This is a genomic window from Solitalea longa (assembly GCF_002920915.1).
Taxonomy (GTDB): domain Bacteria; phylum Bacteroidota; class Bacteroidia; order Sphingobacteriales; family Sphingobacteriaceae; genus Solitalea; species Solitalea longa.
The window spans coordinates 263,012-277,367 of the sequence record NZ_PQVF01000002.1 but is presented as its reverse complement, the minus strand read 5'-3'; the positions used below and the strand labels follow the sequence as shown (position 1 = coordinate 277,367).

Here is a 14,356-nt window from a genome sequence, read left to right as displayed (position 1 = left end):
GTTAATCTACTTTTTTTACTCTGCCAGAACCGCTGGTACGCGTGTCGATATTTGTTGCAGCTCCGCTGTAATTCACGCTTCCTGAACCGCTAATTACGGCATCTAATTTTCCATCTGTGTGCACATTGGCATGTCCCGAGCCACTTATCACAGCTGAAGTATTGTTAGTCTTTAAATCTTGTCCTTTAAATTCGCCTGAACCACTAACTTTGATGTCCGATTTATCTGCAGTACCTGAAATTTTAATATTGCCTGAGCCGCTTACTGTGCTTTCTAATGAAGATGTTTCAATTGTTACCTGAATACTTCCAGATCCACTAACCGTTATATCTGCATCATTTGTTTTTAGGGTTCCTTCAATTTTTAACGTTCCCGACCCGCCAACTGAAAGGTTATTAAGTTGTTTGGCTGTTACATAAGCAGTTATATTGTCTTCGTTTCTTTTCCAGGTGTAATTAGAGTTTTTGAGTTTCAGCACAAGGGTGTTGTTTTTTACTTCGGCGATCAAGTTTTTTAAATTTTCTTCTGAAGCCTCAATTTTAAGAGCTTCTTCATTACCCATAGTTACAATTACATTAATGGGCCCCCCAACAGAGATGCCGTTGAAATCATGTACACTAGGGCTAATACCCGGATTTTGTGCAAACGAAGTGCTCCAGATGCCAAAAACTAGTGCTAAGGTTAGAAGGGTTTTGGTCAAAAATTTCATGATAAAATATTCTTATTTAGTGAGTGATAGGTTTTTATTAATGACGTAGGCATTGATTAAAAGTTGCATGCTCCGTTTACTTTTTCTTTAAAAAGTAAACAATCCGTTTTAGTTTACAGCTTTGCCTTTAGATGAACCTATCTTTGTATCCTTAAATTAATTGAATGACGCAATATTTAAACCGAGCACAGGTGCTTTTCATGGCTTTCGCAACCGGCCTAATTGTAGCCAATATTTATTACAGTCAGCCATTAGTCGTATTAATCAGTAAAGAGTTTCATGTTTCAGAAAGCAATGCAGGGCAAATTAATTTTTATGCCCAGTTGGGTTATGCTCTTGGCTTATTTTTTTGTACACCTTTGGGAGATAAAATTGAACGTAAGAAGCAGATCATAATTATGACACTTGCTTCGGCTGTAGCCCTAATTGGAGCTGCGGTAACCCAAAATATATTTATACTTAAGATTGCCGGCCTGTTGATTGGATTCACCTCCATGGTTCCGCAATTAATAATCCCGATGGCCGCTAATCTTACCTTACCAGAACAGCGCGGGCGTATCATAGGAACCATTATGAGCGGCTTGCTTATTGGCATTTTATTGTCGAGGACGTTAAGTGGTTTTGTTGGCGATCTTTGGGGCTGGAGGGCCATGTTTTACATTGCAGCGGCAATATGTTTTGTGCTTGCTATAATAATGTTTTTTGTCTTTCCTGTAAGCCAGCCAGGTTTTCAGGGCAGTTATGCTCAGCTCATGCGTTCATTGATCTATTTGATTAAAGAACAGCCGGTTTTACGTGAAGCTACGGCCCTAAATGCCTTAACTTTTGCATCGTTTGGTATGTTTTGGACAACTATGGTATTGCTATTATCGGCTTCGCCTTTTCATTTTAATGCCAATACCATTGGACTATTTGGTTTGGCAGCCGGTATGGGTGCTTTAATGGCGCCTTTGATCGGTAAGATTGCTGATAAGCGCAACCCAAGGATTACCATTGGCTTTGGATTAGTATTTATTATGTTTTCTTTCGTCCTTCTATATTGTTCCCGAACAAGTATAATCGGCTTGGTCCTAGGAATCGTTTTGCTGGATATGAGCATGCAAAGCATTCATGTTTCAAATCAAACTCGCATTTATGCCTTAATTCCGGAAGCTCGAAACCGGATAAATACGGTTTTTATGACCGGAAGCTTTATAGGAACGGCATTAGGATCGGCAATTGGTTTATCGATTTGGGATGATTACCAATGGCTGGGTGTTTGTTCGATCGGTGTTATTTTCTCTTTAATTTCCATAATTATTTACGCCTTTACTTATCCTTCAAAAAGAAATCTTGCCAGATCCATAACACAATAAATAGTTGTCTGTAATTAATATCAAAGGCCATTAAACAGCTGTTTAATGGCTTTTATTTTTGTAAATTTAATAGTGGTACAATGCTTGTAATTAGCTAGTTGCATTTATTTATTTACGCTCATTCATCTTTAAATGAATCCTACACTTCGCTCTGTTCTTATTAAAATACTCAAAGTCGCCGGAATTGCTTTTGCCTGCATTCTGTTAATACTGCTTATTACACCCTTCTTTTTAAAAGACGGAGTGTCTGCAAAAATAAAAACCTGGTCGGCTAAGAACCTCAAAGGCGAATTAACCTATTCAGATGTTGGCCTTTCCTTTTTTAAACATTTTCCCGCCTTAACGCTCACTCTTTATGATTTTAACTTAAAAGGCTCTTCTCCATATACCAAAGAAACCCTTGTTGGAGCTAAGGAGATTTCCCTTGGGATTAACCTTCAAAGTGTTTTTGAGGAAAGCATAAAGGTAGACCAGATCTTTCTTGCCAGTGCCCAGATAAATATTTTATTTAACGAAAAGGGCGAAGCCAATTATAATGTATATGTTCCGGCTGAGGATAAAAACGAAAATAAGGTAGCTGATAGCAGCAGCATGTCATTGAAAATTGAACAGATATTAATTACCAATAGCCATCTGTATTATAATGATCGTTCGCTGCCTATGGTGCTGGATGCAAAAGGGTTTAACTACGATGGGAAAGGCGATTTAAGCAAGGATATTTTCGACCTGTATACCAAGGCGCAAATTGATTCATTGGATTTTTATTTTGACGGTGTACCGTATTTTTTGAGCAAAGAGGTTAATGCCAATTTAATAACGCAAATAAATACCAACTCCTTAGCCTTATTGTTTCAACGAAATGATTTGAAGATAAACAAGTTGCCTGTGCAATTTAACGGACGCTTTGAGTTTTTAGATGTGGGTTATGATATGGACTTTAAGTTAAGTACCAAGGATGCCAACCTTCATGATTTTTTTACAACCTTCCCGCCGGAGTACCAAAAATGGCTTGAAAAAACAAAGGTTGAAGGTTCAACGGATGTTACAGCAAGTTTGATTGGAAAATACATTTCTGAAAAAAATATAATGCCTGATTTTAATGTCAACATGAAAATCAGGAATGGACTAATTGCCAATCAGCAGGTTCCGTCTCCGGTTAAAAATCTGTTTCTGAATATGGATATTAAATTGCCTTCTTTGAATTTCGACAGCACCTACTTAAAAATTGATTCTCTGTTTTTCAATATTGATAAAGATTATTTTAGTTCGATCATCAGAATAAAAGGAATTTATCAGCCCGTTCTGTATGTCAATATTAATTCAGATATAGATCTTGAAAAATGGCAAAAAGCTTATGGTATTAGTGATTTTGCGGTAAGAGGACGTTATAATCTGCACCTGCTAGCGGAAGGAAAATACCTTGCAGGTCTCGATCCTAATTCGATACGACATGATACAGTTATTCTTTCCATACCTAAATTCACATTAAGGTCGTCGTTAACAAATGGCTATTTTAAATATGCTTCGCTACCGCAGTCCATCAACAATATCAGCTTTGCAATAAATGGGAGCTGTCCCGACAATAATATTAAAAATGCCAATATTGCCATTGAGAATCTAAATGCAAACATTCTAAAAAATTATATAAAAGGCTTTTTGAAGATAAATGGAGCCAAGGGCTTTCCAATGGAAGCCGATCTGAAAGCAAATTTTAATCTTGCTGATATAAAGCAGGTGTATCCGGTCGACAGTGTTGATATCCGGGGAATGCTAAATATGGATGTGCTTACAAAAGGTAAATATGATCCTGACCAACACCAGTTTCCTCATACACAGGCAACGATTTCATTAATGAATGGACGTATTAAAACTAAATACTATCCAAATCCTATTGAAAATATTGAGGTTCGGTCAACGGCAACTAATACTGATGGAACCTTAAAAGATCTAAAGGTTTCGATACAGCCATTAACATTCAAATTTGAGGGAACACCTTTTAGTTTAAATGCCGACCTGGCAAATTTTGATGATCTACTCTATGATATAAAAGCGAATGGCCAGATTGATATTGGTCGCATATACAAGGTGTTTTCTTACAAAGGCTTAAATGTTAATGGTAAAATTGATGCCAACCTTGCTTTGCGTGGCCGGCAAAGCGATGCCATGAAGGGCAATTATAGCCGATTAAATAACTCAGGAACCTTGAAACTCTATAATATTAATTTCGTTTCAGAGTTGTTCCCTAAGCCGCTCGTTTTGGAAACAGGAGTTTTTAGTTTTAAAAACGACAAGCTGCAGTTCGATAAGTTTAAGGCTTTGTATGGGCAATCAGATTTTGAATTGGATGGATACCTCAGTAATGTTATTAATTATGCATTGAAGAACGACCTTTTGAAAGGTGTTTTTGATCTGCGATCGAACTTTCTGGTAGTCGATGAGTTCATGGCTTATTCAGGAGATACTACAGCGGTTGCGGCCGGTGAAAGCGGAGTTATTATGGTACCCAAAAATTTGGAGATGACCTTTAATGCATTTGCCAAGCGTGTTAAATATGAAGCCCTGCAGTTGGATAGTTGTAAAGGGCAAATGACTCTAAGCAATGGTCAAATTGGTTTAAATCAAACAGGGTTTAATTTGATTGGCTGTAAAGTGGTGATGGATGCAACCTACGAAAGTGAAAATCCACGGAAAGCATATTTTAGTTATAAGATCAACGCTAAGGACTTTGATGTGCAACGGGCTTATAAGGAAATAAAAATTTTCCATGATTTGGCACCGGCGGCGGCAAAGGCAAAGGGTGTGGTTTCATTAAACTATGATTTAAAAGGTCGGTTGAACGCTGATATGATGCCTGTTTATCCATCATTGGTAGGATCCGGAGTGTTATCGATTAAAGATGTTAAAATAGCAGGCTTGAAAATGCTTACTGCAGTAAGTAAAAGCACCGGTAAAGAGGAGGTGAATAATCCAAATCTTAAGGGAGTGAAAATTAAAACCTCGATTAAGAACAATGTGATCAATATTGAAAAAACAAGGTTTAAGATTGCTGGTTTTCGTCCAAAAATTGAAGGACAAACCACGTTTGACGGACGCTTGAATTTGAAATTCAGATTGGGGTTGCCGCCTTTTGGCATTATCGGCATACCAATGACCATAACCGGAACGCGCGATAATCCTTTGGTGAAAATGGGGAAAGAAACTAAGGATGAGAAAGAGATGGAAACTGAAGATAAAGACGATGAAGCAGTTCAGGATTCAATCAAACACTAAAAATCAATCTCAAGATCAAGCCTCCTTCTAAGCTCAAGTAAGTTTGGGTTTTTTTCGGCCAGGTATTTAAACTTATCGGTAGAGGTATAAAGTGTTTTCTTTGCTTGTTCGGGACCTTCTCCAATAACCGCTTCAATTTTTATGGTATTATTTTGAAGCTTATTTTTTAGGAAACGCAGAACCTGTATTTGCTCCGACTGTACAATATCGGTTTGATATTTATCGATCACAATTACTTCGATTGTATAATCAGGTCGAAGTTTAGGACTGTTCACTGTCATCACGGTATGCAAACCAATTTTCGATTCTCCAGCCGCAATTTCCGCAAATTCATTCCAATAACGTAAAAGCTGATCTTCGGTAAAAGGTTGATTTACTTTTATTTCAACCGTTTCAACAATAGCGTTTTCTTTTCTTTCGTCCTCTTCAGGTTGTGTTGTATTGCTTCCAAGATTTTTAATGGAAGGAATTTTGAGTGAAGGAATTGCCGCTGATACGGTAGCCTTAGGAACAGCAGCAGTAGCTGCCTTTGGAGCCACAGGAGGAGCGGGATCAGCCTTAGCTACTACCGGTTCGTTTTTAACCACCGGTGAAGTTGTTGTTACAGGAGGAGTAGTTTGTGACGGCGTTGTTGTTACGGTATCAGGTTTTTTTTTTACCTCCGATTGCGGAAGTTGACCATTCGATACGTTTAATGCCGCCCTGATATGGCACATTTTCATTAAAGCCAATTCCACCTGTAAACGTTGGTTTTTACTGCCTTTATAATTTAAATCTGCCTGATTACCAATGCTTAATCCTGAAAGTAAAAATGAAACAGGCGCTTTTTGAGATTGCTCGAGATATTTCTTCCGAATTCCCTCACTTACCTCCAATAACTTAACAGTAGCGGTGTCTTTGCAAACTAGCAGATCACGGAAATGGCTACATAATCCATTGATGAAATTATTGCCATCGAATCCTTTGTCCAAAATCTCATCAAAGATCAGCAGGCTTTCAGAAATGTTTTCGTTTAATAAAGCCTCGGTAACCCTGAAATAATAGTCATAATCAAGAATGTTCAGATTGTCGATTGCAGATCTATAGGTAATATTTCCTTGCGAAAATGAGGTGATCTGATCGAACATCGAACAAGCATCGCGTAGAGCGCCATCAGCTTTTTGAGCAATAATATGTAATGCATCAGGTTCGAAGCTGATGTTTTCGGTTTTAGCAATGTACTCCAGGTGATGGGCAATATCATCAACCTTTATCCTGTTAAAGTCAAAAATTTGACAACGGGATAAAATGGTAGGTAAGATTTTATGCTTTTCAGTGGTAGCTAAAATAAAAATGGCGTACGATGGTGGCTCTTCCAACGTTTTCAGAAATGCATTAAATGCACTTGCAGAAAGCATGTGAACCTCGTCGATGATATAGATCTTGTATTTGCCGGCTTGAGGAGCGTATCGAACCTGCTCTACCAAACTCCGGATATCATCAACGGAATTGTTAGAAGCGGCGTCCAATTCATGAATATTCATTGAACTTCCGTTTTTAAACGAAAGACATGATTCACATTCGCCACAGGCTTCAAAATCAGCCGTTGGAGTTTGGCAGTTGATGGTTTTGGCCAGCACACGAGCACAAGTAGTTTTACCAACGCCACGCGGACCGCAGAACAAGAATGCCTGAGCTAACTGTCCCGTCTTTATCGCGTTCTTCAGCGTATTGGTTATATGTGCCTGACCCACAACACTGTTGAATTTGTCGGGTCTGTATTTTCGCGCTGATACAATGAAATTTTCCATCCGCAACGAAAATAGAAATTGTTTAAGCCAAGTGCAAGCGTTGTTTAAAGGTGTTACAGTATAATGTCAGAACTCTTTTAATGTTCAAACAATTATTTTTCCTAATTTATTTGGATTAAATATTTATTTATTATTTTAAGGTAACCTTTTGTAACAAATAATTGACCTGTTAAGTGTTATTAAAGGTGAAAAATTGCTCAAATCGATTAAAATTTACACTCTGAATGTCTATTAATTCTACCAGTCACCGAATTGTCGGCCTTGACTTACTACGCACAAATGCTATTCTATTAGTTGTATTGGGACATGGAAGATGGATGTTGGATGGTTGTCCTAAGCCCATAAGAACATTGTTTAATGGGGCATTCGGTTATATGGGTGTAGAATTGTTTTTTGTGTTAAGTGGTTTTCTCATTGGAAGTATTCTCCTAAAGGTATTTATTAAAACTGACGATTTTGGCTTTGCAGAAGTTAAAAACTTTTGGAGTCGTAGATGGTTCAGGACATTACCCAATTATTACCTGGTTTTAATTTTAAATATTCTGTTTACCGTATATATTTTCAGAATAACATTACCGGATCATTTGTGGACTTATTTTTTCTTTATACAGAATTTTTCCGCCCACGTTAATTCCGGTTTTTTTTATGATTCATGGAGCCTGTCAGTTGAGGAATTCGCCTATTTATGTGCGCCATTGTCCTTAGTGATTTTATCAGCCCTTCTAAAATATTTTTCAAAGAAGCTTATCTTTCTAATAGCCACCGGCTTGTTGATCTTTTTGGTCATTTCGGTAAGGGCAATTTACTTTGTTTTTTTTCATACTTCGGAAGTAGATTGGAATGATTCAATACGTCAGGTAATGATCTTCCGCTTGGATTCGATATTTATTGGTTTTGTTGGAGCTTATTTCAATTATTTCAAGGCTAATCTTTGGAAACGACTTCGTTATTGGGCTTTTGCTATTGGGATTGGATGTTTGAGTTTTAGCTTTCTTTTTTATTTACATAATCAACACGCAGATACCTTCTTTTTCTACGTGATCTATCCCTTGATATATAGCTTAGGAGCCTTATTGATTTTGCCACTTTTATGTTTCGTAGATATTAAAAATGCGATCTTATTAAAGGTCGTAACTTTTATAAGTACAATCTCCTATTCAATGTACCTTATTCATAATTCACTAATATCTAATAGTATAAAAGCTTTTGTAGGAAATAATGAATTGGGGGCATTTACAGGATTATTCTGCTATTTAATTTATTGGACACTAACCATTGGTTTATCTTATTTGCTTTATAAATATTTCGAAAAACCAGCAACCGATTTAAGAGATATGAATTATAAACCTGAAGTTACTTTGATTACAATAAAGCCTGATTCTGTTCCCCAGCGTGATATGGGAGATAAAGGTGAATGAGTTTGATCTATCGAAGCGCCGTTTATAATTCATTTACAACTGAATGGATGAGCTTTTTCTCGCCTGCTACCCACAAAATGTCTCCTTTTTCAAACTGAAACGAACTTTCAGGATTTAATATTCTTTGATTATTTCGTTCAATACCAACAATAAGGGCCATGGCTTTTTCCCTTATTTTTGAACCTTTAATGGTTTTGCCCAATAATGGCGAACTTGCATTTACTGTAATTTTTTGAAGTGAAATTTCGCTATTGCTGCCATTGGTTTCTGCATTGTCAACCGGAATTGATGTAATGAATTGTTCAAAGTTTTTTAACTGCTCATCAGTACCAACTACCGCAATTCTGTCGTAGGGATAGATGTATTCTTCCTTACCAGGAATTTTAATCTTCTTAGTACCGCGCTCTATAACAGCTACATTAATTCCAAATTTTTCTCTTAACGATAGTTCAATTAAGGTTTTACCAACGGCTTCTGATTCAGGATTAACCGTAAAAGAAGCAAGGTGAGCATCCCATGGCATTAGTTCATCCATTCTTTGAGCCGCTTCTTTAATTTCTCGTGCATTTAAATTGTTCAGAAATCGGGATTCTAGTTTCCCATAAAAAGATTGTAGCCGATTTGAAAAAATTATAAAACTAATCAGTGATATCAAAATGGCTGCAATAATTGCAATTGTTACAGAGAAAAACTGGCCGATCAATGCGCCAATAAATAGTACCGACAATAAAATTCTCAATACTTCCAAACTAATTAATGGTCCACGGTTGTATTTGGTGTCGAACCATAATTGTTTATATGCCGTACCCTGGATCTTTTTTGCAGAAAGAGCCCAAAGAAACGGACTCATTAGCGCAAACGCCAAAATTATAATGGCCAGTTGTTCAAAATTATTTAGGATAAAATGTTCTTTGATTTTTGGGGTCAGGTATTTTACTGTAAATAAAATCCCTGCAATTATTATAGAGTTGGTAATTATAGTAGAAAGGTAAATTTTGAGAAATTCTTTCCAGTTATTGGTTTCAGATACATTTTGAGAGCCTGAACTGTATCTTAATAATGCATTTTGAGCGTTTTCAGGAAGTAACTTGTAAATGAAATTATAGGTAGGTTCTGCCAGATTGATGAAATAAGGTGTGGTAAATGTTGTTAGGGCCGAAACAGCAACTGCAATTGGATAGAGAAATTCGCTTGTTACGTTCAAGCTTAATCCCAGGGTGGCAATTATAAATGAAAACTCTCCAATTTGTGCCAGACTCATTCCTGTTTGTAATGAATGTTTTAAGGTTTCGCCGGATAAAAGTGCCCCTAAACCTGAACTTAATGTCTTTCCAACAATAGTTACTGCAGTAATGATTAAAACGGGGGCCCAATATTCAACCAAAACTATTGGATCGATCAACATCCCTACTGAAACAAAAAAAATGGCTCCGAATAAATCTTTAACTGGTTTTACGAGATGTTCAATTTTTTCGGCGGAAGTTGTTTCGGCAAGTATGGCTCCCATGACAAAGGCGCCGAGGGCAGGAGAAAAGCCGGCTACTGTTGCCAGTGATACCATCAGTAAGCATAAGGCCAGCGAAATAACAAGCAACATTTCTTCGTTCATCAAACGCTTCGCTTTTTTAAGAAGAGTTGGGATCAAAAAAATTCCTCCTAAAAACCAAATAGAAAGAAAGAAAACGAGCTTTAGTACCGAGATCAGCATTTGGTCTCCTGCAAACTGCTGGCTAACAGCTAATGTGGAAAGCAATACCAGTAACAAAATGGCCACCAGGTCCTCCACAATTAGTACTCCGAAAACCAATGATGCAAATTTCTTGTTCTTTACTCCCAGTTCTTCAAATGCCCGGATAATAATAGTGGTGGACGAGATCGATAAAATGCCCCCTAAAAAAATACTGTCCATCTGGTTCCAGCCCATCACCAGCCCTGTAATATAACCAATGGCCAGCATTGAAATAACTTCTGTTATTGCAGTTATTGATGCACTGCCGCCAACTTTGATCAGTTTTTTAAAGCTAAATTCAAGTCCAAGGCTAAATAGAAGGAAGATTACCCCTATCTCCGCCCATATTTTAATGCTGTCAATTTCGGTAACGGTAGGGAAAAGGGTAAAATTTGGGCCTATTAAAAGACCTGTAATTAAATACCCCAATACCACAGGTTGTTTTAATTTTTTAAAGATTAAAAGAGTTACTCCGGCAGAAGCCAGTATTAAGGTGAGGTCGGTAATTAAATGTGGTAAGTGAATCATCGGCCTGTTTTAAAGTGAAAGAATTATACTGCTTTAGCAGGATTAAGTTTTCGGAGCGGCCAGGGCAACTCTGATTTTATAAATATAACACCTTCAGGTAAAAGATATTTTATTGTATTGAAAGCGGACGATAGGTGAGGAAAGGGAAAGTTAGCGTTAGTGCCTAAAAAACAAGGAGGTAGAACTGTCTTCCTACCTCCTTGTAAAATAAGGGTTACCAAATTTTATATATATTACTTTATAACTAGCTCGCTGTTACAATCAGTAACGGGTTCTTCTACCAATTCATTCTCCCAGTTTAAAGGTTGGAATTTTACCATGTCATTAATGCTTTGTGGTTCAATGATTTCACTTTCGTATAAAGCAGTACAAGGAGTAAATTTAATCAGTTCATCAAGTTTACTTATCGGCTCAACAATAGTTTCATTGTTTAAACTAGAAGGAGTAAATTTCACTAATTGATCAATTGACACAGGTTCTGTTATTGGGTTTGAATCAATTTCATCTGGTACAAATTGTATCAATGCATTCAATTCCAAATCTGAAACTTCAATTTCTGTAGGTTTAAATCTGATCAGTTCTGCTAAATAAGCTTCTTCAGCTGCAATAGGTTCAGTCTCAACTACAGGTTGCATAGGAGCGAACCTGATCTGTTTGCTTAATCTTTCAGCTGTTGCTAATGCTGTAACATCAACATCTAAGGTTAAGTCAGGTTTAAACTCTACAAGTGAATTCATTCTGGTGCTTGAATAAGCATGAACGGTTACCTCGTTTAAGTATTGAGTTTTGTTAAGTAAGCTTTCTTCCTGTGGATAATAAATATCTATTGAAGTTTTACTGTTTTTTTCCTCGCTGCCCGAATAAGTGTTCAGGTTTAACTTGGTAGTACCAACTGCAGTAAGGGTAGCAATGCTAACAACAGTGATGGTTTTTACGAGCGTTTTCATATTATGTTTAGTTTTTAGTTATCAAATCATTTTGTTGATATCTATGACGCTAAGTTACACTAGTGGGTTACACATAGTACTATATTTTTTGTAACATGGCTATTATTGTGCTGTAACTTACATATTACTGTGTATTGTTGTTTAATACGTTGTTTGTCAATTTGTTAAAATGACAAGGTGAGCCTTTGAATGTTGCATGGCCTTTAAAGAAATTATAGATTTTGAGCTTGGGAGGGAAATGGAGTAGGTCAATTCAGAAGAAAAGGAATTGAATGAACTTTAGTCATTAAAAAAGGAGGTACGTTAATTTCGTGCCTCCTTATACAATATGAGTTGCCGCTAATACCTTTGTTACTTATTTACCAGTTCGGTGTTACAATCAGTAACAGGTTCTTCTACCAATTCATTCTCCCAGTTTGAAGGTTGGAATTTTACCAAATCAGAAATGCTTTGCGGTTCAACAATTTCACCTTGATATAAAGCTGTGCTTGGAGTAAATTTTATCAGTTCATCAAGTGCACTCATCGGCTCAACAATAGTCTCATTGTTTAAAATTGAAGGAGTAAATTTCACTAATTGATCAATTGACAAAGGTTCTGTCACTGGATTTGAATCAATTTCATCTGGTACAAATTGTATCAATGCGTTCAATTCCAAATCCGAAACTTCATTTTCTGTAGGTTTAAATCGGATCAATTCTGTTAAATAGGCTTCTTCTCCTGCAACTGGTTCAGTCTCAACAACAGGTTGCATAGGGGCGAACTTGATCTGTTTGCTTAAGCTTTCAGCAGTTACTAACGCAGTAACGTCAACGTCTAAGGTTAAGTCGGGTTTAAACTCTATAAGTGAATTTATTCTGTTGCTTGAATATGCATGAACAGTTACTTCGTTTAAGTACTGAGTTTTGTTAAGTAAGAATTCTTCTTGTGGAAAATAAATATCTATTGAAGTTTTGTTGTTTTTTTCAGCGCTGCCTGCATAAGTGTTTAGGTCTAACTTGGTAGTACCAACTGCAGTAAGGGTAGCGATGCTAACAACAGTGATGGTTTTTGCGAGCGTTTTCATATTGTGTTAAGTTTTTAGTTATCAAATCATTTAGTTGGTAGGTATGACTCTAAGTTACACTACTATGTTACACCTAGTAGTGTATTTTTTGTAACATGGCTATTATTGTGCTGTAACTTCAGTATTACCATGGTTTGTTGTTATTGTGCTGTTAATCAATTTGTTGTAAAGACTTTTCAGGATTAAGAAATGTTGCATCTGCTTAAGAAAATGTTTAAAACTATTTACGCAATTGTTTAAGAACCAGGATTTAACAGAATTGGAGCCTTTTTAAAGGAATTGATTGATAATCAAAATAAAATGTCTACATTTGCAGCCCCTTAAAAGGGCAAATTTTTAATTAATTATTTACAACAGATGAAGAATTACGAAACCGTAATCGTTCTAACCCCGTTGTTATCAGAAGAAGCTTCGAAAGAAGTTGTTGCCAAATTCAGGAAAATCCTGACTGATAACGGAGCCGAGATTGTCCATGAAGACAATTGGGGTTTGAAAAAACTGGCTTACCCAATCCAGAAAAAAACTACAGGTTACTACACAGTAACTGAGTTTAAGGCTTCAGGCGAGTTGATTAACAAATTAGAAGTGGAGTACAAACGTGATGAGCGCGTAATGCGTTTCTTAACTGTTGCGTTAGACAAACACGCTGCTGCTTATACTGAGCGTAAACGCAAAGGAGAATTAGCTCCTAAAGCTGCTAGAAAAACTGAGGAGGGTGTTGCATAATGGCTAACAATAACATTTCATACGTTACTCCTCCAAAGGTTGAGGATAACCGTAAAAAGTACTGTCGTTTCAAGAAAAATGGCATCAGATACATCGACTACAAAGACGCTACTTTCTTGTTAAAGTTTATTAACGAGCAAGGTAAAGTATTACCACGTCGTTTAACTGGTACTTCGTTAAAATACCAACGCAAAGTAGCTCAGGCAATTAAACGTGCCCGTCATATTGCTATTTTGCCTTATGTAACTGATGGTTTAAAATAAGGAGGGCGCTACAATGGAAGTAATTTTAAAACAAGACGTTAAAGCGCTAGGCGAAAAAGACGACGTAGTAAAGGTAAAACCTGGTTACGCACGTAACTACTTAATTCCTCAAGGTTTTGCTGTTATCGCTAACGATAGCAACCGCAAGATTTTGGCTGAAAACTTACGCCAAATTGCGTTTAAGCAAGATAAATTGAAAAAAGATGCTGAAGCAATTGCTGAAGGCTTAAAAGATGTGAAACTTTCTATCGGTGCTAAAGCTGGTGAGAGCGGTAAGATCTTTGGCGCTGTAAATGCATTACAAGTTGCTGAAGCTATTAAAAAATTAGGCTTTGAAGTTGATCGTCGTAAGATCACTTTCGAAACTGACGTTAAATTTGTTGGTGAGTACGTTGCAAACGTTAACTTACACAAAGAAGTTAAAGTTCAGGTGCCTTTTGAAGTTATCGCTGAATAATTTCAAAAATAGATCATTGAAAAGGCGCCTGTGCAAACAGGCGCCTTTTTCTTTTATCAGCTTTTTATTTTCTGCCCTTCTGCCTAATTTAAGGCGATA

11 protein-coding genes are annotated in these 14,356 nt (G+C 36.8%); 6 read left to right on the top strand and 5 right to left on the bottom strand.

The features are described from left to right. Nucleotide 1 precedes the first annotated feature (1 nt). Nucleotides 2–709 carry a head GIN domain-containing protein gene (locus C3K47_RS03770; protein ID WP_103787780.1) on the bottom strand — a complete coding sequence of 236 codons (708 nt, stop codon included), beginning with the start codon at nucleotides 707–709 and terminating at the stop codon, nucleotides 2–4. 164 nt (nucleotides 710–873) lie between these two features. On the opposite strand from C3K47_RS03770, the gene C3K47_RS03765 reads away from it, so the two are divergent. Together C3K47_RS03765 and C3K47_RS03760 are read left to right on the top strand one after the other, a co-directional pair. Further along, complete coding sequence (locus tag C3K47_RS03765) at nucleotides 874–2,064, top strand: MFS transporter (protein WP_103787779.1); 1,191 nt, start codon at nucleotides 874–876, stop codon at nucleotides 2,062–2,064. 132 nt (nucleotides 2,065–2,196) lie between these two features. Continuing rightward, complete coding sequence (locus tag C3K47_RS03760) at nucleotides 2,197–5,334, top strand: AsmA family protein (RefSeq protein ID WP_103787778.1); 3,138 nt, start codon at nucleotides 2,197–2,199, stop codon at nucleotides 5,332–5,334. Here the strand turns inward: C3K47_RS03760 and C3K47_RS03755 are convergent. After that, nucleotides 5,331–7,124, bottom strand: coding sequence for a DNA polymerase III subunit gamma/tau (locus tag C3K47_RS03755; RefSeq protein WP_103787777.1), 1,794 nt, complete (start codon nucleotides 7,122–7,124; stop codon nucleotides 5,331–5,333). The two genes, C3K47_RS03760 and C3K47_RS03755, sit on opposite strands and share 4 nt — an antisense overlap. Nucleotides 7,125–7,348: 224 nt before the next feature. Here C3K47_RS03755 and C3K47_RS03750 point away from each other — a divergent pair, with 224 nt between their 5' ends. Next, the gene (locus C3K47_RS03750; RefSeq protein WP_103787776.1) at nucleotides 7,349–8,542 is read left to right on the top strand and encodes an acyltransferase family protein; all 1,194 of its coding nucleotides are present in this window, start codon (nucleotides 7,349–7,351) and stop codon (nucleotides 8,540–8,542) included. A 22-nt stretch (nucleotides 8,543–8,564) separates the two neighbouring features. Here C3K47_RS03750 and C3K47_RS03745 read toward each other — a convergent pair whose 3' ends face one another. The 3 genes from C3K47_RS03745 to C3K47_RS03735 form a co-directional block, all read right to left on the bottom strand. Beyond that, nucleotides 8,565–10,799 (bottom strand): cation:proton antiporter domain-containing protein, encoded by a 2,235-nt coding sequence (locus C3K47_RS03745; protein WP_103787775.1) that lies wholly within the window; start codon nucleotides 10,797–10,799, stop codon nucleotides 8,565–8,567. Between the two features lie 233 nt (nucleotides 10,800–11,032). After that, the gene (locus C3K47_RS03740; protein WP_103787774.1) at nucleotides 11,033–11,746 is read right to left on the bottom strand and encodes a hypothetical protein; all 714 of its coding nucleotides are present in this window, start codon (nucleotides 11,744–11,746) and stop codon (nucleotides 11,033–11,035) included. Nucleotides 11,747–12,097: 351 nt separating this feature from the next. Next, a complete protein-coding gene (locus C3K47_RS03735) occupies nucleotides 12,098–12,811 on the bottom strand; it encodes a hypothetical protein (protein WP_103787773.1) in 714 nt (237 codons plus the stop codon). 357 nt (nucleotides 12,812–13,168) lie between these two features. Between C3K47_RS03735 and rpsF the strand changes: the two genes are divergently transcribed. Genes rpsF through rplI form a run of 3 tightly spaced genes read left to right on the top strand, consistent with a single transcriptional unit; the run spans nucleotide 13,169 to nucleotide 14,257 of the window. After that, nucleotides 13,169–13,537: a 30S ribosomal protein S6 gene (gene rpsF / locus C3K47_RS03730; RefSeq protein ID WP_103787772.1), complete on the top strand. Its 369-nt coding sequence runs from the start codon at nucleotides 13,169–13,171 to the stop codon at nucleotides 13,535–13,537. Further along, on the top strand, nucleotides 13,537–13,800 hold the full coding sequence (gene rpsR / locus C3K47_RS03725; protein ID WP_103787771.1) for a 30S ribosomal protein S18: 264 nt from the start codon (nucleotides 13,537–13,539) through the stop codon (nucleotides 13,798–13,800). The genes rpsF and rpsR overlap by 1 nt, the downstream gene beginning before the upstream one ends. 13 nt (nucleotides 13,801–13,813) lie before the next feature. Then, the gene (gene rplI, locus C3K47_RS03720; protein ID WP_103787770.1) at nucleotides 13,814–14,257 is read left to right on the top strand and encodes a 50S ribosomal protein L9; all 444 of its coding nucleotides are present in this window, start codon (nucleotides 13,814–13,816) and stop codon (nucleotides 14,255–14,257) included. Nucleotides 14,258–14,356 lie beyond the last annotated feature (99 nt).

What these genes read in the sequence shown, in the direction of transcription:
- C3K47_RS03735 (WP_103787773.1), bottom strand. Translation starts at nt 12,811, where the DNA reads ATGAAAACGCTCGCAAAAACCATCACTGTTGTTAGCATCGCTACCCTT.
- C3K47_RS03760 (WP_103787778.1), top strand. Translation starts at nt 2,197, where the DNA reads ATGAATCCTACACTTCGCTCTGTTCTTATTAAAATACTCAAAGTCGCC.
- rplI (WP_103787770.1), top strand. Translation starts at nt 13,814, where the DNA reads ATGGAAGTAATTTTAAAACAAGACGTTAAAGCGCTAGGCGAAAAAGAC.
- rpsF (WP_103787772.1), top strand. Translation starts at nt 13,169, where the DNA reads ATGAAGAATTACGAAACCGTAATCGTTCTAACCCCGTTGTTATCAGAA.
- C3K47_RS03765 (WP_103787779.1), top strand. Translation starts at nt 874, where the DNA reads ATGACGCAATATTTAAACCGAGCACAGGTGCTTTTCATGGCTTTCGCA.
- C3K47_RS03755 (WP_103787777.1), bottom strand. Translation starts at nt 7,124, where the DNA reads ATGGAAAATTTCATTGTATCAGCGCGAAAATACAGACCCGACAAATTC.
- C3K47_RS03770 (WP_103787780.1), bottom strand. Translation starts at nt 709, where the DNA reads ATGAAATTTTTGACCAAAACCCTTCTAACCTTAGCACTAGTTTTTGGC.
- C3K47_RS03740 (WP_103787774.1), bottom strand. Translation starts at nt 11,746, where the DNA reads ATGAAAACGCTCGTAAAAACCATCACTGTTGTTAGCATTGCTACCCTT.
- C3K47_RS03750 (WP_103787776.1), top strand. Translation starts at nt 7,349, where the DNA reads ATGTCTATTAATTCTACCAGTCACCGAATTGTCGGCCTTGACTTACTA.
- rpsR (WP_103787771.1), top strand. Translation starts at nt 13,537, where the DNA reads ATGGCTAACAATAACATTTCATACGTTACTCCTCCAAAGGTTGAGGAT.
- C3K47_RS03745 (WP_103787775.1), bottom strand. Translation starts at nt 10,799, where the DNA reads ATGATTCACTTACCACATTTAATTACCGACCTCACCTTAATACTGGCT.